Origin of the sequence: Micromonospora sp. WMMD1082 (genome assembly GCF_029626175.1) — a bacterium.
GTDB lineage: Bacteria > Actinomycetota > Actinomycetes > Mycobacteriales > Micromonosporaceae > Micromonospora.
Genome location: NZ_JARUBM010000002.1, coordinates 6,316,760 through 6,333,718, shown reverse-complemented (window position 1 = coordinate 6,333,718; position 16,959 = coordinate 6,316,760). Strand labels below are relative to the sequence as shown.

Sequence of the window (16,959 nt, the reverse complement as noted above, 5' to 3'; positions counted from 1 at the left end):
CAGCCTCCTCACGCCGCCCCGGAGGGGGAGGCGGCGAGCGTGGCCCGCAGTCGCGGATCCAGCAGCGGATAGATCAGGTCGACGATCAGGTTGATCAGCGCGAAGCTGACCGCCACGAGCACGACGATCCCCTGGACCAGCGGTACGTCGAGGGTGTTGATCGCGTTCTGGGTCATCCGGCCGATGCCCCGGCGGGCGAAGACGGTCTCGGTGATGACGGAGCCGGCGATCAGGTTGCCGAAGGTGATGCCGGCGATGGTGAGCGCCGGCAGGCTGGCGTTGCGGAAGACGTCGCCGACGATGACGCGGCGGCGGGTGGCTCCCTTGGCCCAACTCGTCGTGACGTAGCCGGAGTGGAACTCGGTGGCGAAGCTGCGCACGAGCAGCTGCGCGATCGGACCCGACACCGGGATCGCCAGCGTGATCAGGGGCAGGACGAGACTCTTGAGGCCGTCGTCGCCGAAGGCGGGGAACCAGCCCAGGCGGAACGAGAAGACCTGCAGGATCAGGATTCCGGAGAGGAAGACCGGCACCGAGACCGAGGTCGACGGCAGCGCCTCGACCAGGTTGCGGACCCAGACGTGGCGGGTCGCGGTGGCCACGAGCGCGATCGCGAAGGCGATGAGCACGGCGAGGAGCAGGGCGCCGGCGGCGAGCACCAGGGTGCTCGGCAGCACGTCGAGGATCGCGGTGGTGACGGGCCGGCCGGACTGCACCGAGCTGCCGAAGTCACCGACCAGGGCGTGGCCCAGCCGGTCGAGGTACTGCAGGAGCACGGGCTTGTGGAAGCCGTAGTTCTGCGCCATCTGCTCCCGGACCTCGGGCGGCACGCTGTTCAGCTCGGCCGGGTCGAAGAGCAGGTCCACCGGGTTCGCCGGCAGCACGAACAGCAGGACGAAGGTCAGCGTGAACGCGGCCCAGACCACGAACAGCGCCCGGCCGACCTTCAGCGCGACATAGCGGAGCACGGCGTTCCTTCCCCACGGGTGGGCGGACGGGTGGGCGGGGGCGGGCGGTCGCCGGGAACCGTCGGCTCCCGGCGACCACCGACGGTCACTTCCCGTTGCTCTTCCAGGCGTCGACGAAGTGGTTGCGGGACTGGGCGTCGAAGATGATCCCGTGGACGTGGTCCGCGTGCGCGATCACCTGCGACGGGTTGTAGACCGGGCTGACCAGCGCGTACTTGTCCAGGAGGAGGTCCTGGGCCGCCTTGGCGTACTGGTGGCGCCGGGTCGGGTCGAGGGTGAGTTCGAGCTGGCCCAGGGTCTGCGTGACCTCGTCGACGTCGACGCCGGTGGAGTCCTGGGTGACGTGGGCGCCGTTGCCGAGCAGCGGGCCGTACTGCAGGTTGAGCACCGCCGGGTCGTTGCGGGACCGGTTGGCGGCGGTGATGTGCCAGTCGGTCTTCGCCTTGGCCACGGCGGCCGCGTAGTCGGGGATCGGCACGACGGTGAGCTGCAGGTCGATGCCGATCTTCTTGAGGTCCTGCTGGATCGACTCGTAGGCCGGCTTGTTCACCACCAGGTTGCTGATGCCGATCAGCTTGACGACGAGCTTCCTGCCGTCCTTGACGCGGATCCCGTCCGGCCCCGGCACCCAGCCGGCCCCGTCGAGGAGTCGGTTGGCCTCCTCGGGGTCGTGTTTCAGCACCGTGGCGCTGTAGTCGGCGTAGCCGGGCACGGAGGGCGCGAGGACCGAGGTCGCGACCGAGTACGAGTCGGTGAGCACCGTCTGGGTGATGGCTTCCCGGTCCCAGCCCCGCTGGATCGCCTTGCGTACCGCGATGTCGTTGGTCGGGAACAGCTGGGAGTTGAGGTTGAAGAAGATGGCGGTGCCGGAGACCTCCCGGTGGATGATCTTGAATCCCTGGGCGGCGAGCGGCTTCTCGTCGGTGGTGCCCACGTCGAGCGTGGCGTCGATGGTGCCGGAGGCCAGGGATCCGGTCCGGACGCTGGCCTCCGGGATCGTGTTGAACACGACCCGGTCCAGGTACGCCTCGCCCGGGTGCCCGATCGCCGGCGGGGACCAGTCGTAGCCCGTGCGTTTGACCAGGACGGTCTTGACCTGCTCCTCCCACGACTCGTACACGAACGGGCCGGTGCCGATGATCTTCGTCGGGTCCGTGCGTTCCGTCGCGTTCAGCTTCAGCGTGGCCAGTGACAGGAAGCCGGGCTGGGCATTGGCGGTGAACGCGGACGCCTGCAGGAAGCTGGCGAGCGGCTTGGCGAACCGGACGACCGCGGTGTGCTCGTCCGGTGTCCGGGTCTCGACGTAGCCGGGCAGCAGGATCGCGCCGTTGGGGCTGATGCCGAGCCCTTCGTCGCCCCGCACGTACTGGTCGAAGTTGGCCTTGACCGCCTCGGCGTTGAACGGGGTGCCGTCGCTGAAGGTGACGTCCGTACGCAGGCGGAAGGTGAACTCGGTGAGGTCGTCGTTGTACTCCCACGACTCCGCCAACCACGGCGTGATCTCGCCGGTGTCCGGGTCCTGCCAGGTCAGCTTGTCGGTGATGTTGTTGCCGATCAGGGATTCGGCGTAGTTGGTGCCCCAGTGCGGATCCGGGCTGCGCTGGTAGTCGATCAGCGCGAACTCCAGGGTGCCGCCGCGCACGGGTTTGCCGTCGGCGGCGGCCGCCGGGTCCTCGGCGGCGCCGCCGCGGGCGACGGCGAATCCGATCCCGGCGACGAGCAGCCCGACGGCGAGTCCGGCGGCCCAGGGCCACGTCCGGCGGCCCGGTGTGGCGTTCTCGATCGAACGTCGAAGGTCAGACATGTGCTTCTTTCGGGGTCGAGGCAGCCTGCGGAGGCGTTGGCTGCCGGTTGTCAGGCGGCCCCGGCGCGCCGGTCGGCGCCGCGCGGTGCCCGGGGCGGCCGGGGACCGGAGGCGTGCCGGACGGCGGGCAGGGGCGGGTGACGGGATCGGGTGTCGACGGCGACATCTCCCGTGGACGGCGTCCACGAGCCGATCACCGGGATGGGGCTGCGGATCGGGGGTTGGCGGCGCGGTCGGGCGTGTGTTGCGGCGAGGGAACGGTGCGACCGCCGATCAGCGCGGACAGAGCGCGCTGGCGCAGAGCGCGAAGTCGATTTCGCGCCTGGAGTAGAGGAGCAACCCGGCCATGATCCCTATAATACCTATAGGCTGAGTAGGAATTAATCGTGCTTTCGGCCACAGCTTCGGCGCCCCCGGGCGCGGTCGGCGCTCTTCCTGCTCGGCCGCACCTCATCGAACCGACAGGAAGACCTGCCATGAGCCTCGAATTCCTCTGGTACATCCCGAACCAGGTCCAGCCCGGACACCGTGGCGACGACGTCGTCGACCACCACAACTCCCTGGCGACCCTCACCAGCCACGCCCGGGCCCTGGAGCGGCACGGGTGGGCGGGGGCGCTGATCGGCACGGGCTGGGGGCGGCCGGACACCCTCACGGTCGCCACCGCGCTCGCCGCGCAGACCACGACGTTCCAGCCGCTGATCGCGGTCCGCCCCGGCTACTGGCGTCCGGCCCACTTCGCCTCCGCCGCGGCGACCCTGGACCACCTCTCCGGGGGGCGGGTGCTGGTCAACATCGTGTCGGGCAAGGACAACCTGGCGGCGTACGGCGACGACGAGGGCGACCAGGCCCACCGCTACGCCCGCACCCGGGAGTTCATCCGGATCGTGCGCAGGCTGTGGACCGAGGAGAACGTGACGTATCACGGCGAGCACTTCGCCGTCGCCGGTGCCACCGTCGTGCCGCGACCCGTCGTGCGTGGGACGCGGCGGCATCCCCGGCTCTACTTCGGCGGCGCCTCCGCCGCCGCCGAGCAGGTGGCCGCCACCGAGGCGGACGTGCAGCTCTTCTGGGGAGAGCCGCTCGACGGCGTCGCCGAGCGGGTCGAGCGGCTGCGGCGGCTCGGCGAGAAGCTGGGCCGGGAGCACCCGCCGCTGGAGTTCGGGTTGCGCGTCACCACGCTGATCCGGGACACCACCGAGCAGGCCTGGGCCGACGCCGAGGCGAAGGTCGCGGAGATGGCGAAGGGCACGGGCATCATGGCGCGCGACCCGAACCGGCATGCCGCCGTCGGCCAGCAGCGGCTGCTCGACCTCGCCGCCCGAGGGGAGGTGCTCGACGACAACCTCTACACCACCCCCGGCACGTTCGGCGGCGGCGGCGCGGGCACCACCTGGCTGGTCGGCTCCGCCGAGGACGTGGCGAAGTCGTTGCGCAGGTACCAGAGCCTGGGCATCACCCACTTCGTGCTCTCCGACACCCCCTACCTGCCGGAGATCAGGCGTCAGGGGGAGCAACTGCTGCCGCTGCTGCGGTGAAACCACCTCCCGCCCCCACGCGTCATGAGGCTGTACGGATCGACGGACCCGGACCGGCTACTGGTCTCGCGGCCGCGGGCCACAGGTGCGGACAGCCGCAGGTGCTAGGGGAGGCGACGGTGTTGGTGGGTAGATGGCTCGCGGGTGCGGGTCTGGTGGCGCTGGTCGCCACCATGGGGGCCTGCGGGGTGGCGACCGCCTCGGAGGGTGACGGTGCACCGGCCGGGGTCGGTCCGTCCGGCACGGTGCCGGCGGCGTCCGCTCCGGCGTCGGGCAACCCGGCGGCGTCCGCGCCGGCGTCGGGCAGCGCGGTGGAGTCCGCGCCGCCGACGGCGTCGAGCGCGCTGTCGGCGGTGCTCTCCGGTACGCGCCGCGTCACGATCGTCCGGGTCGACGGCTTCGAGTCCGGGCTGTCGCTGCTCGACGGCGGCCGGCTGGCCGAGGTGGATGACGACCAGGGCCGGCAGGTCTTCGTGCCGACCCCGCTGGGCTCGCAGGAGTTCCTGATCAAGTCCTATCGTGGCGGCGGTGCCGGGCGACCACTCTGCTGGCAGGTGCACAACCCGGGTGACGGGCGACCGCTCGTGGTCCACGGGGCCGCCTGCCGGGCCGGCGACCCGCGCCAGCGGTTCGTCATCGTTCCGGTGCCGACCGGCGGTGACCGCGAGTTCCTGATCATGAATAGGTGGGCGTACCTGCGGACCTCTGCCCGATCCGGGCTGATTTTGGAGGAGTTGGGCGATTCGCCGCCAATGAACAGCTTCCGGTTCAATGACACCGGGCCGGCGCCCCGGCAGGGGTGACCGCCGTGCGGTCCCGGCCGGGAAGCCGGCCGGGACCGGTCGAGGGCATGATCACGAGGAAGCGGAACTGGTGGAGACACTGATCGATGCGCGACGCTGAGGAGTTCGACGCCTTCTACTCCGCGTCCGCGCAGCGGGTGCTGGGGCACCTGTACGCGATGATCGGCAGCCGGGCCGAGGCGGAGGACGCGGTGGCGGAGGCGTACGCCCGGGCCTGGGACCGCTGGGCGTCCGTCCGGGACTGCGACAGCCCGGAGGCGTGGGTGCGCAGCGTGGCCTACCGGGTAGCGGTGAGTGCCTGGCGCAAGGCGGTCAACCGGCTCAGCGCCCACCGGCGGCACCTCACCGAGCAGCATGTCGAGGGGGTCACGGTCGACCACGTCGCGGTCGTGGCCGCGTTGCGGCGCATCCCCGACGAGCAGCGCCGGGTCGTGGTGCTGCATCACCTGGTCGGTCTCAGCGTGGCCGAGATCGCGGCGGAGACCGGTGCCAACGCGAACACCGTCAAGACGCGGCTGGCCCGGGGACGCCGGGCCCTCGCCGCGCACCTGGTCGACGAGGAGTACGAGATTACGGGCGGGGGGAGGAACCATGGGGTCTGAGTGGAATCTCGACGATGCCCTGCGGGCGCTGGCCCGGCACGGTGGACAGGGCAGGGTCCGCGCCGCCGACGAGATCCGGCGACGGGGCGACACCCGTCGTCGGCGTCGCCACGTCGCGTCCGTCGCGGCCGGCGCTGTCCTGGTCGGTGTGCTCGGCGGGGGTGCGGCCGTGATCCGTCTCGCCGATGCGCCGCCCACCGTCCCGGCGGGTCCGGTCGGCCCGACGTACAACTCGGCCACCAGCTCACCGAGCGCCGGCCCGACCGGCCCGAGCGCCGGCCCGTCCCGCCCACCCACCGGCGACTCCGGCCCGACCGGCACCGCGCCGGGCGCCGATCCGCTGCTGACCGGTCAGCGCCAGGTCACCGTCGTGCGCGTGTCGGACTGGGCGGCCGGGATATCCCTGCTCGACGACGGTCGGCTGGCCGAGGTCGACGGCGACGAGGGCCGGCAGCTGTTCGTCTTCCTGCCGCAGGGGTCCGACACCTACCTGATCCGCACCGCCGAACCGGGCACCGACGACCTGACCGACACCTGCTGGGAGGTGCGGTCGGCGGGGAGCGAGCCGCTGCGGGTCGTCGCGGCACCCTGCGCGCCGGACGAGCCGAGGCAGCGGTTCCTGGTCGTCCGGGACGGCCAACACGACGGCAACCCCACGTACGCGATCAGTAACCACTCCGCCTACCTCCAGCACTCGGCGACCCGTGGCCTGCTCCTGGAGGAACTCGGTGACGCACCCCTGACCACCCGCTTCCGGCTCGTCGACAACGGCGCCGCGCCAGAGTGACGGGCCAGGGTGACGGGTCAGGGATGCCGGGGTGGTCGGGCCGGGTGCCCGAGCGGGCGTGCCGGGTGGAAATCGGGCCGACGAGGGCGGCAAACGGGCACATAGAATGAGAAGAATATGGCTAATGACTGTTCTGATCTGCCCGTTCGGGGCGTGACTGCGGGCAGCAAACCCACCAGATTGACCGGCATGTGACCGGGGTCACCCCCCGTTCACGGTGTTACAAAAAGACACACGAGCCGACGGGAGGTGGGAAGTGGACGCGACAGAACGCCGGCACCACATCCTCGCCTTGGCGCGCCGTCAGGGTGACGTCGACGTGCGCAAGCTCGCCGTCGACCTGGGCGTCGCGCCGGAGACCGTCCGACGCGACCTGAGCCTGCTGGCCCAGCAGGGCCTGGTACGCCGCACCCACGGCGGCGCCTACCCGGTGGAGACCGCCCGCTTCGAGACGACCCTGGAGACCCGGGCCACCCGGATGGTGGTGGAGAAGCGGCGGATCGCCACCGCCGCCGTGGAACACCTCGGCGACGCGGAGTCGGTTTTCATCGACGAGGGGTACACCCCGCAACTGATCGCCGAGGCGTTGCCCACCCACCGGCCACTGACCGTGGTGACCGCCTCCCTGCACACCGCGGCGGCGCTCGCCGCGTACCCGAGCCTCACCGTGCTGTTGCTCGGTGGCCGGGTCCGCGGACGCACGCTGGCCACCGTCGACCACTGGGCCACCCGGATGCTCGCCGGCTTCGTCATCGACCTGGCCTACGTCGGGGCCAACGGCATCTCCCGCAAGCACGGGCTGACCACCCCCGACCCGGCCGTGGCGGCCGTCAAGGCGCAGGTGATGGCGGTCTCCCGGCGGGTGGTCTTCGCCGGGGTGCACACCAAGTTCGGTGGGCACAGCTTCTGCCGCTTCGCCGACGTCGCGGACGTCGACACCATCGTCACGGACACCGCGCTGCCGGCGTCCGAGGCACACCGCTACTCGCTGCTCGGGCCGGTGGTGCTGCGCGTCTGAGCGCCACCGACCGACCTTTCTTCACCCACCACACCCACCACCATGGAGGTTCGCTGTGCCCAGAACACGATCTCCGCACCGATGGCGCGGCGCGCTCGCCGTCGCGCTCACGGCCGGACTGGCCCTGTCCGCATGTTCCGGGGCCGGCGGCGGCTCGTCCGGCGACGGTACGGCCATCACCGTGCTGATGGTCGGCAACCCGCAGATGGAGGACCTGGCCAAGGTCACCGCCGACAACTTCACCAAGGACACCGGGATCACCGTCCGGTTCACGATCCTGCCCGAGAACGAGCTGCGGGACCGGGTCACCCAGGACGTCGCCACCCAGGGCGGTCAGTACGACGTGGCGACGATCGGCGCCTACGAGGCACCGATCTGGGCGCAGAACGACTGGCTGCACGAACTCAGCTCGTACGCGGACGCCGACACCGCGTACGACAAGGGTGACCTGCTGGAGCCGATGGTCGCCTCGCTCTCCGGCGAGGACGGCAACCTCTACGCCGCGCCGTTCTACGGTGAGTCGTCGTTCCTCATGTACAACAAGGAACTCTTCGACGCCAAGGGCCTGACCATGCCGGAGCGGCCGACCTGGCAGCAGGTCGCCCGGTTCGCCGCCCAGCTCGACGACGACAACGCCGGGATCGCCGGCATCTGCCTGCGCGGCCTGCCCGGCTGGGGCGAGCTGTTCGCGCCGCTGACCACGGTGGTCAACACCTTCGGCGGCACCTGGTTCGAGCAGGACTGGACGCCGAAGGTGAACGCGCCCGAGTTCACCGAGGCGACGAAGTTCTACGTCGACCTGCTCCGCGCCCACGGCCAGCCGGGCGCGCCGCAGTCCGGGTTCACCGAGTGTCTCAACACCTTCGGCCAGGGCAAGGCGGCCATGTGGTACGACGCCACCTCCGCCGCGGGCACGCTGGAGGACCCCAACTCCAGCACCGTCGCCGGCAAGGTCGGCTACGCGTACGCGCCGGTCAACCGGACCGAGTCCGCCGGGTGGCTCTGGGCCTGGGCGCTGGCGATGCCGAAGACCACCAAGAACGCCGACGCGGCCTGGAAGTTCATCTCCTGGGCGACCGGCAAGGAGTACGAGCGGCTGGTCGGCTCCTCGCTGGGCTGGTCCCGGGTGCCGGCCGGCAAGCGCCAGTCGACCTACGAGATCGCCGAGTACCGCGACTCCGCGGCGGCCTTCGCCGACATCACCCTGAAGTCCATCCAGGAGGCGGACCCGGTCAGCCCCGGGGTGCAGCCGCGCCCCGCCCTCGGTGTGCAGTTCGTCGGCATCCCCGAGTTCGCCGACCTCGGCACGAAGGTGTCGCAGGAGGTGTCGGCCGCGATCGCCGGCCAGACCACCGTCGAAGAGGCGCTCGCCGACGGCCAGCGGCTGGCCGAGGAAGCCGCCAGCCGGCACCGGTAGTCGCGCGCCGGGGCCGGCCCTGACCGGTCGGCCCCGGCCCTGCCCCGAGGTGGATCCATGACCACGACCATCACCCCCGGTGCGGGCGCGACACCGCGTCCCACCGTCCGTCCCACCCGTCCCGGCCGGGCGCAGCGGTGGGCCCGCCGTGGCCCGCTGCTACCCGCCCTGATCTTCGCCATCGTGGTGACGCAGCTGCCGTTCCTGTTCACCCTCTACCTGTCTACCCAGAGCTGGAACGCGCTGCGGCCGGGCAGCCGCGAGTTCATCGGGCTGGCCAACTACGCCACCGTGCTCACCGACGGCCGGCTGCGGGCCGCCCTGGTCAACACGGTGGTGCTCACCGCGTCGTCGGTGATCGTCTCCGTGCTGCTCGGCCTCGGCCTGGCCATCCTGCTCGACCGCAAGTTCCCCGGCCGGGGCATCGTCCGCACCCTGCTGATCACCCCGTTCCTGGTGATGCCCATGGCGGCGGCGCTGCTGTGGAAGCACGCCATCTACAACCCGTCGTACGGCCTGATCAACGGCATCTTCGGCGGCAGCACGGACTGGGTCTCCCAGTACCCGATGGCTGCCGTGGTCACCGCGCTGGTCTGGCAGTGGACCCCGTTCATGATGCTGATCATCCTGGCCGGGTTGCAGGGTCAGTCCCTGGAGACCCTGGAGGCGGCCCGGGTGGACGGCGCCGGGCCGTGGCAGACCTTCACCCGGGTCACGCTGCCCTACCTGCGGCCGTACCTGGAGTTGGGCGCCCTGCTCGGCTCCATCTACCTGGTGCAGACCTTCGACGCGGTCTTCACCATCACCCAGGGCGGCCCGGGTCGGGCCACCACCAACCTGCCGTACGAGATCTACCTGACCACCTTCCGCAAGTTCGAGTACGGCGAGGCCGCCGCGGCCGGCGTCGTGGTGGTGATCGGCACCATCATCGTCGCCACCTTCGCGCTGCGGGTGATCTCCAGCCTGTTCCGGATGGAGGACGCACGATGACCGCCGTACGCGAGCGCGCCGCCGGCGCGACCCGCCGCAGCACCGCCAGCCCGGCCCGCCGGACCGCCGGGGTGACCGGGGCCGTCTGGACCGTGCTGGCCTGGCTGGCCGGGCTGATGTTCTTCCTGCCGGTGGCCTGGATGGTGCTCACCGGCTTCAAGCGCGAGGTCGACGCCGCCAGCAACCCGCCGTCATGGTTCTTCACCCCGGTGCTGGACGGCTACCGGCAGGTCTTCGACCGGGACATCACCCCGTACCTGCTCAACTCGGTGATGGCCAGCCTGCTCTCCACCCTGCTGGTGCTCCTGCTGGCCACCCCGGCGGCGTACGCGTTGTCGATCCGCCCGGTCGAGCGCTGGCGCGACGTGCTGTTCTTCTTCATCAGCACGAAGATGCTGCCGATCGTGGCCGCCCTGCTGCCGATCTACCTGCTCGTGCAGGACCTCGGCATGCTGGACAACGTCTGGACCCTGGTCGTGCTCTACACGGCCATGAACCTGCCGCTCGCGGTCTGGATGATGCGCTCGTTCCTGCTGGAGGTGCCGGCCGCGCTGATCGAGGCGGCGGCGATGGACGGTGCCAACCTGCTCGTCACCATCCGGCGGATCCTGTTGCCGATCGTCGCGCCCGGCCTGGCCGCCACCGCGCTGATCTGCTTCATCTTCAGCTGGAACGAGTTCTTCTTCGCGGTCAACCTGACGGCCACCCGGGCCGGCACCTCGCCGATCTTCCTGGTCGGCTTCATCACCTCCGAAGGGCTCTTCCTGGCCCGGCTCTGCGCGGCGGCGACGATCGTGTCGCTGCCGGTCGTGCTGGCCGGCTGGATCGCCCAGAAACAACTCGTCCGAGGACTCTCCATGGGGGCGGTCAAGTGAAGGCAGCAGTCATCGTCACGCCGGGCCAGATCAGCGTCGAGTCGGTGCCGGACCCCACGCCGGGCCCCCGGGACGTGGTCGTCGAGGTCGCCGGGTGCGGGATCTGCGGCACCGACCTGCACATCATGGACGGCGAGTTCGCGCCCGCGTACCCGATCGTGCCGGGCCACGAGTTCGCCGGCACGGTGGTCGCGACCGGCCGGGACGTCACCGAGCTGCGGGTCGGCGACCCGGTCGCCGTCGACCCGTCGCTGCACTGCGGGGACTGCTACCAGTGCCGGCGCGCCCGGGGCAACCTCTGTGAACGGTGGAACGCCATCGGGGTCACCGTCTCCGGCGGGGCCGCCGAGTACGCCGTGGCCCCGGTACGCAACTGCGTCGTGTTGCCCGAGGGCGTCACCCCGGCCGATGCCGCGCTGATCGAGCCCCTGTCCTGTGCGGTACGCGGCTTCGACGTGCTGCCCCGGCGGTTGGCCGACCACTACCTCATCTACGGCGCCGGCACCATGGGCCTGATGATGCTGGAACTGGCGAAGCGCTGCGGCGCGGCGACGGTGAGCATGGTGGACCTGAACCCCGACCGGCTGGCCACCGCCGTCCGGCTGGGCTGTTCGGCGCACGCGGCGAGCGCCGACGAGCTGGACCGGCCGCGCGGCTGGGACGTGGTGATCGACTGCACGGGCGTGCAGGCGGCCATCGCCGACGGCCTGGAACGGGTCGCCCCCGCCGGCACGTTCCTCCAGTTCGGCGTCTCGGAGTACGCCACCCGGGTGCCCGTCGCGCCGTACCGCATCTACAACAAGGAGATCACCGTCACCGGCTCGATGGCCGTCCTGCACAGCTTCGAACGCGCCGCCGAACTCTTCGCCGCCGGTGTGCTCGACCCGCAGGTCTTCATCAGCCACCGCTTCCCCCTCGCCAGCTACGCCGACGCCATGACCCAGTTCCGCGCCGGAGTGGGCCGCAAACTCCTCATCGCCTGACGACCCCGCTCAAGCTCTCGTCGATCATGCAGTTGTGGCGCCAGAAACACGTTGAATGCACCACTTCGTCAGGTGCCACAACTCCATGATCGGCGTGCAGTGGTGGCGACGGCGCGGTCATGCGCGGCTCACCCCGAGCATGGCCGCCAGCGCGACGATCGTGGCGGGGGCGTCGGGATGGCGGAGCGTGTCGGCGAGCACACTCCGGGCGGCGGGTCGGTGGCGTAGCTCGGCGGGTGCGGTCCGGTCGGCCTCCAGCAGCACCCGGGCGGCATTGACCGGGTCGGCGTGCTGGAGGTAGGCGCGGCTCGTGTCGATCAGGTGGGCGGCGCGATGCTCGGGCGGCAGCCACCGCCAACCGTCGCGCCCGATGGCCTGCTCGTGCCGGGCGATCGCCTCGTCCGGCGTACCCAACTCGATCGCGACCGCGACCCGGGCGAGCGCCACTGCGGTCGGTCCGAAGCTGGTGTGATGATGGTCGTTGCCGTCGCCGACCTCGGCGGCCAGGTCGGCGGCCTCGTCGGCGCGGGCGGCGGCGGCCCGCTCGTCGCCGTGTCGCGCCGCCGCGAGCGCGGCCTGCACGAGCAGCGTCCCGCAGAGTGACCACCGTGCCACGTCGAGGTCGGACTGTCCGATCCGGTATGCGGCGGCCAGCGTTGCCCTGCCGGCCGCCTGCGCCCGGCCGGTGGCGCGCAGCACCTGACCGAGCTGCACGGTGGCGGCGGCCACCAGCACCGGATCGCCGGTCGCCACGGTCATCGCCCGGTCGGCGGCGAGCCAGGCCAGCTCGGTCTCGCCCAGCTTGACCAGCAGGGACGCGGTCACCCGGTACGCCTCCACCAGCGACACCCGACCCGCCCCCGGATCGCGGGCGTGCCCGCGCTGCGCGCCCGCCAGCAACTCCGGCAGCAGGTCGATCAGTGCCGGGTACCGGGCGTGCTGGTAGCTGGTCCAGGCATGCGCGACGCTGCGAGTCAGCCAAGCCGCGTCCGGCACGTCACGGCGCGCCGCCGGCTGGTCCAAGGCGATGTCGTACGCGGACAGTGCCGCCCGGATCAGCTCCACGCCCTCGACCCGCGTGGTCACGTCGGCGGGGCGACTCTCCTCGCCGAGCAACAACGCCTGATCGATGCGTAGTGCGGCGGCGATGTCCCGCAGCGTGGAGACCTTGTCCAGCGTCCGCACCCCACGCTCGATCTTGTCGACCCAGCTCTTCGACTTGCCGAGCCGATCGGCGAACACCTGCTGCGACATCCTCCGCCGCGCCCGCCAGTACGCCACCCGCCGCCCGATCGGCACCTCACTCTCCACACCGCCACCGCCGATCAGGTAGCGCCCGAGTCGTCTCCTGGGCCGGTATCCGTTCTGCCTCAGCCGTGGCCAGGATCCGCTGTTTGGCTGCTTCCCGCTCCGACGCTTGGATTTGCTCGGCTCTGCTCGGACTCCCGGTATCGCCCTGGCTGCTCATACCAACCTCCGCTGGTGCCCGTCCTGAACTTCAGCTGTGACGGAGCCGTCACGGAGGATGATTCCATGAAGTAACTGTTCCAGACAACTGCCTGGAGCGAGTGTCTGGATGGGGTTCTGGGTCGTTGGCCGTGGTCGTAGACTGTCCGACGTGGCGAGTCCTACGGCGCGACGGAAGCTAGGCATCGAACTGAAGGGGTTGCGTGAGACAGCCGGCCTGAACATCGACCAAGCGGCAACCGCCGCTGGCATCTCCGACTCGCACCTGAGCCGTATCGAGCGAGGTCGGGTTGGTGTTCGACCGCTGACTCTGAAGGCGCTACTCCAGAGCTACGGTGCCGACGACGAGGTGACGGAGCGACTGGCCAAGATCGCGGCCGATACCACCAAGCGCGGAGATCGAGGCTGGTGGCAGCCGTACGCGACGGCGATCTCCGAGAAGTACGCGAGCCTGATCGCCTTCGAGAGCGAGGCCATCTCGATCAAGGCGTTCGGTCCGATGATTGTGCCAGGTCTGCTTCAAACCGAGGACTACGCTCGCGCCTTGCTGCAACGCGGACCCGTCCGCCTCAAGGTCGACGAGATCGACACTCGCGTGGAGGTGCGTACCTCACGCCAAGCCATTCTGGATCAGCCCAATCCACCGAACCTGTGGTTCATCCTTGACGAGGGAGCCATCCGCCGCTTGGTCGGCGGGGCGGAGGTGATGCGCGGCCAACTGCTTCACTTGGTCGACATCGCTGCTCGGTCCAACGTCGACCTTCAGGTGATCCCATCCTCGGCAGGTGCCCACGCCGGCACGCTCGGGCCGCTCGTAATCCTCGGCTTTGCCGAGGGTGAGGACGTCGTGTACTGCGAAACGTACGCGGGAGACCTCTACCCGGAAGCGGTAGCATCGTACGGCGACGTGTTCAACCGATTGGCGCAGGATGCGTTGTCGGCCGACCAGTCGATCGAGATGTTGCGGACAGCCGCCGAGGGGATGAAGTGAACGGCTTGATGGGGGACTGGAAGAAGTCAACCACGAGCAACGGCAGCGACAGCTGCGTCGAGGCTCGTATGCACGACGGTGGCGTGCAGGTTCGAGACTCCAAGGACCGCAGCGGCCCGATTCTTTCGTTCGACCGCGACAGTTATGCCAACTTCCTCACCTGGTTGACGGGCCGTCAGTAGTACCGCGTCGGGCCATCCGGCAACACTGTCACCGCACCGAGGTACCTGGTGGCCGGACGTGTCGGCGGTTTCGGTTGCGAGCTGTGACACGGGATGTCACCCCGACATACATATGTCAGGGTGACATCACCACTCCGGTGAACAATGTTCTCCGTCTATCCCCGCCCTACCTCACTGCGGGAGCAGTGCCTCCGACGACGGTCGGCGGGACGACGAGGCGCGGGCGATGCCGGCGGCGACGGCGGTGGCGCCCAGGACGGAGACGGCGGCGACCGGGCCGATCCAGGCCGGGCCGAGGCCGACCGCGAGAATCGTCCCGCCGAGCGCGGCGCCGAGGGCTCCGGCGGCGCCGGCGACCGAGATGTTGACGGCGGCGACCAGGCCGGTGGCGCTCGTGTCGACCTGGCCCATCAGCCAGGTCTGGACCAGCGGCACGACCAGGAACGTCGCCGCGCCGAGCAGGGCCAGACCGGCCAGCGCCAGCACCGGCGTGGGCAGCAACACCGGCTGTAGCACCAGGATCAGGGCCACGGCGGCGACCGCGACCGGCAGGCGCCGGGTGATGGCGTTGGGGCGTACCCGGCCGGCGAGCAGGTTGCCGGCGATGGTGCCGAGGCCGTAGCCGACCAGCCCGACGCTGACCCAGCCGGGGCTCAGCCCGGTGACCTCGCGCAGCATGGGGGCGACGTAGGTGAAGGCCGCCACGAAACCGGTCAGCGCCAGCAGCGTCACCGCGAGCCCGGCGTAGACGGCGGGGCGCAGCACGGCGCCGATGCTGTCGCGTACGCCGGACGGTGGTGGGTTGGGGATCCGGGGGCAGAAGACGAGCACGCCGAGCAGCCCGACGGCGGCCGTGCCGGCGACGGCGACGAAGGTGACCGGCCAGCCGTACGCCTCGCCGATCAGGCTGCCCAGCGGCAGGCCGAGGACGGTGGCCAGCGCGAACCCGCCGAAGAGCCGGGCCACCGCGGCGGTCTGCCGCTCCGGCGGCACGGAGGCCACGGCCACCTGGGAGGCCACCGCCATGAACAGGGCCTGGGCCAGCGCGGAGCCGAGCCGGGCCGACAGCAGCATCGCGTACGAGGTGGCCATGGCGCTGGCCACCGCCGATACGGTCGCCAGCGCCATGGTGGCGGCCAGCAGCGACCGGCGCGGCAGCCGGCGGGTCAGTACGGTGGCGACTGGTCCGCCCACGGTGACCACCACCATGTACGCGGTGACCAGTTGTCCGGCGGCGGGGACCGACACGTCCAGGTCGGCGGCGACCTGGGGGAGCAGGCCGACCAGCACGAACTCGGCGGTGGCCACGGCGAAGGAGCAGACGAAGAGTACGTAGATGATCACAATGCGACGCTAAAGCCTGACATTGACGTTAGAGTCAAGCATGCTGATCGGTGAGCTGAGTACGCGTACCGGCGCCTCCGTACGGATGCTGCGCTACTACGAGGAGCAGGGGCTGCTGGTGCCCCGGCGGACCGGGTCGGGTTACCGGGTCTACGCGGAGTCCGACGTGGACCGGGTGGCCCGGATCCGTTGCATGCTGTCGGCCGCGCTGCCCTCCGGGGTGGTCGGGCAGGCGTTGCGGTTCCTGCTCGACGGGCGGGCGGCGATTCCCGACGAGCCCGCCGACCGCGCCCGCCTGGCCGAGACGTTGCAGGGCGAGCTGGACCTGCTCGCCGAGAAGATCGCGTCACTGGAACACAGCCGGGACCTGCTGGCCACCATCGTCGCCGACGTACGGGCCGACGTGGTCGGTCCCGGCCGGCCCGGCGATCCGGGCTGTGAGGTGGTGCGCCGGTCGGTCCGCAAGGCGGGGCCGGCGGTCGGGCACACCCACGCCACCCGCTGACCGCCGCGACGCGGGCGGGCCATAGGTCCCGCTCCGACCGGTCCGTCCGGCCCGCCGCTGCGGGACCTCGGCTGCTGGTACGGCCACCGCCGGCACGCTGCACTGGAGGGGAGGACGGGAAGGAGTGAGGACGATGACGTACCTCATTGTGGTGGGCGTCGACGGCTCGGACGGTGGCCGGCGGGCGCTGCGGTGGGCGGTGGACGAGGCGGCCGGACGTGGCGGCACGGTGCAGGCGGTCACCGCGTGGCGCTGGGACGGCCTGGACGGCGGCTTCATGGTCGCGCCCAATCCATTCGAGGAGGAGGAGCGGTCCAGGACCCTGCTCGCCCGGGCGGTCGCCGAGGCCACCCGGGGCAGCTCCGCGGTGTCGGTGGCGGCGGAGGTCGTCGAGGGTCGGCCGGCCGACGTGCTCTCCGTTGCCGCACGTGGCGCCGACCTGCTGGTGCTCGGTAGCCACGGGCACGGCCGGCTGCGGCACACCGTGCTCGGCTCGGTCAGCGAGGAGTGCGTACGCAAGGCGACCTGCCCGGTGGTGGTGATCCCGGTGCCGGCCCCGGCGCCGACCGGCACCGCCGTGCCGGCGCTGCCCGGCTGACGGTGCTGCCCGGCTGACGGCGGCGGGCGGCTTCCCGGAGCTTCCGGGCGCGGCGGGCGGCTGGCGCCGGCCTTGCCGGCGTCTGCC

Annotated in this window: 17 protein-coding genes; 13 read left to right on the top strand and 4 right to left on the bottom strand. The window is 71.0% G+C overall.

Annotated features, from left to right (window positions below):
- Positions 1–8: 8 nt before the first annotated feature.
- Both O7615_RS29300 and O7615_RS29295 read right to left on the bottom strand, forming a co-directional pair.
- Complete coding sequence (locus O7615_RS29300; protein WP_278181014.1) at positions 9–968, bottom strand: ABC transporter permease; 960 nt, start codon at positions 966–968, stop codon at positions 9–11.
- Between the two features lie 85 nt (positions 969–1,053).
- Positions 1,054–2,772 carry an ABC transporter substrate-binding protein gene (locus O7615_RS29295; RefSeq protein WP_278181013.1) on the bottom strand — a complete coding sequence of 573 codons (1,719 nt, stop codon included), beginning with the start codon at positions 2,770–2,772 and terminating at the stop codon, positions 1,054–1,056.
- A 476-nt stretch (positions 2,773–3,248) separates the two neighbouring features.
- Here O7615_RS29295 and O7615_RS29290 point away from each other — a divergent pair, with 476 nt between their 5' ends.
- The 9 genes from O7615_RS29290 (at position 3,249) to O7615_RS29250 (ending at position 11,785) form a co-directional block, all read left to right on the top strand.
- Positions 3,249–4,310: an LLM class flavin-dependent oxidoreductase gene (locus tag O7615_RS29290; RefSeq protein WP_278181012.1), complete on the top strand. Its 1,062-nt coding sequence runs from the start codon at positions 3,249–3,251 to the stop codon at positions 4,308–4,310.
- A 119-nt stretch (positions 4,311–4,429) separates the two neighbouring features.
- A complete protein-coding gene (locus O7615_RS29285; RefSeq protein ID WP_278181011.1) occupies positions 4,430–5,113 on the top strand; it encodes a hypothetical protein in 684 nt (227 codons plus the stop codon).
- A gap of 86 nt (positions 5,114–5,199) precedes the next feature.
- On the top strand, positions 5,200–5,715 hold the full coding sequence (locus O7615_RS29280; protein WP_278181010.1) for a sigma-70 family RNA polymerase sigma factor: 516 nt from the start codon (positions 5,200–5,202) through the stop codon (positions 5,713–5,715).
- Positions 5,705–6,502, top strand: a complete 798-nt coding sequence (locus tag O7615_RS29275) for a hypothetical protein (protein WP_278181009.1) — start codon at positions 5,705–5,707, stop codon at positions 6,500–6,502. Before O7615_RS29280 ends, O7615_RS29275 begins: the two co-directional genes overlap by 11 nt.
- Positions 6,503–6,758: 256 nt before the next feature.
- On the top strand, positions 6,759–7,520 hold the full coding sequence (locus tag O7615_RS29270) for a DeoR/GlpR family DNA-binding transcription regulator (protein WP_278181008.1): 762 nt from the start codon (positions 6,759–6,761) through the stop codon (positions 7,518–7,520).
- A gap of 55 nt (positions 7,521–7,575) precedes the next feature.
- Positions 7,576–8,937: a sugar ABC transporter substrate-binding protein gene (locus O7615_RS29265; RefSeq protein ID WP_278181007.1), complete on the top strand. Its 1,362-nt coding sequence runs from the start codon at positions 7,576–7,578 to the stop codon at positions 8,935–8,937.
- A 57-nt stretch (positions 8,938–8,994) separates the two neighbouring features.
- On the top strand, positions 8,995–9,927 hold the full coding sequence (locus O7615_RS29260; protein ID WP_278181006.1) for a sugar ABC transporter permease: 933 nt from the start codon (positions 8,995–8,997) through the stop codon (positions 9,925–9,927).
- A complete protein-coding gene (locus tag O7615_RS29255; RefSeq protein ID WP_278181005.1) occupies positions 9,924–10,802 on the top strand; it encodes a carbohydrate ABC transporter permease in 879 nt (292 codons plus the stop codon). Before O7615_RS29260 ends, O7615_RS29255 begins: the two co-directional genes overlap by 4 nt.
- A complete protein-coding gene (locus O7615_RS29250; protein ID WP_278181004.1) occupies positions 10,799–11,785 on the top strand; it encodes a zinc-dependent alcohol dehydrogenase family protein in 987 nt (328 codons plus the stop codon). The genes O7615_RS29255 and O7615_RS29250 overlap by 4 nt, the downstream gene beginning before the upstream one ends.
- Positions 11,786–11,902: 117 nt before the next feature.
- On the opposite strand, the gene O7615_RS29245 is transcribed toward O7615_RS29250, so the two are convergent.
- Positions 11,903–13,096 carry a helix-turn-helix domain-containing protein gene (locus O7615_RS29245; RefSeq protein ID WP_278181003.1) on the bottom strand — a complete coding sequence of 398 codons (1,194 nt, stop codon included), beginning with the start codon at positions 13,094–13,096 and terminating at the stop codon, positions 11,903–11,905.
- Positions 13,097–13,403: 307 nt separating this feature from the next.
- Here O7615_RS29245 and O7615_RS29240 point away from each other — a divergent pair, with 307 nt between their 5' ends.
- Positions 13,404–14,243 (top strand): helix-turn-helix transcriptional regulator, encoded by an 840-nt coding sequence (locus O7615_RS29240; protein WP_278181002.1) that lies wholly within the window; start codon positions 13,404–13,406, stop codon positions 14,241–14,243.
- An 8-nt stretch (positions 14,244–14,251) separates the two neighbouring features.
- On the top strand, positions 14,252–14,425 hold the full coding sequence (locus O7615_RS29235; protein WP_278182279.1) for a DUF397 domain-containing protein: 174 nt from the start codon (positions 14,252–14,254) through the stop codon (positions 14,423–14,425).
- 171 nt (positions 14,426–14,596) lie between these two features.
- Here the strand turns inward: O7615_RS29235 and O7615_RS29230 are convergent, their stop codons facing one another.
- On the bottom strand, positions 14,597–15,769 hold the full coding sequence (locus O7615_RS29230; protein ID WP_278181001.1) for an MFS transporter: 1,173 nt from the start codon (positions 15,767–15,769) through the stop codon (positions 14,597–14,599).
- A gap of 40 nt (positions 15,770–15,809) precedes the next feature.
- On the opposite strand from O7615_RS29230, the gene O7615_RS29225 reads away from it, so the two are divergent.
- Both O7615_RS29225 and O7615_RS29220 read left to right on the top strand, forming a co-directional pair.
- A complete protein-coding gene (locus O7615_RS29225; RefSeq protein ID WP_278181000.1) occupies positions 15,810–16,274 on the top strand; it encodes a MerR family transcriptional regulator in 465 nt (154 codons plus the stop codon).
- Between the two features lie 133 nt (positions 16,275–16,407).
- A complete protein-coding gene (locus tag O7615_RS29220) occupies positions 16,408–16,872 on the top strand; it encodes a universal stress protein (RefSeq protein WP_278180998.1) in 465 nt (154 codons plus the stop codon).
- The last annotated feature ends 87 nt before the right edge of the window (positions 16,873–16,959 follow it).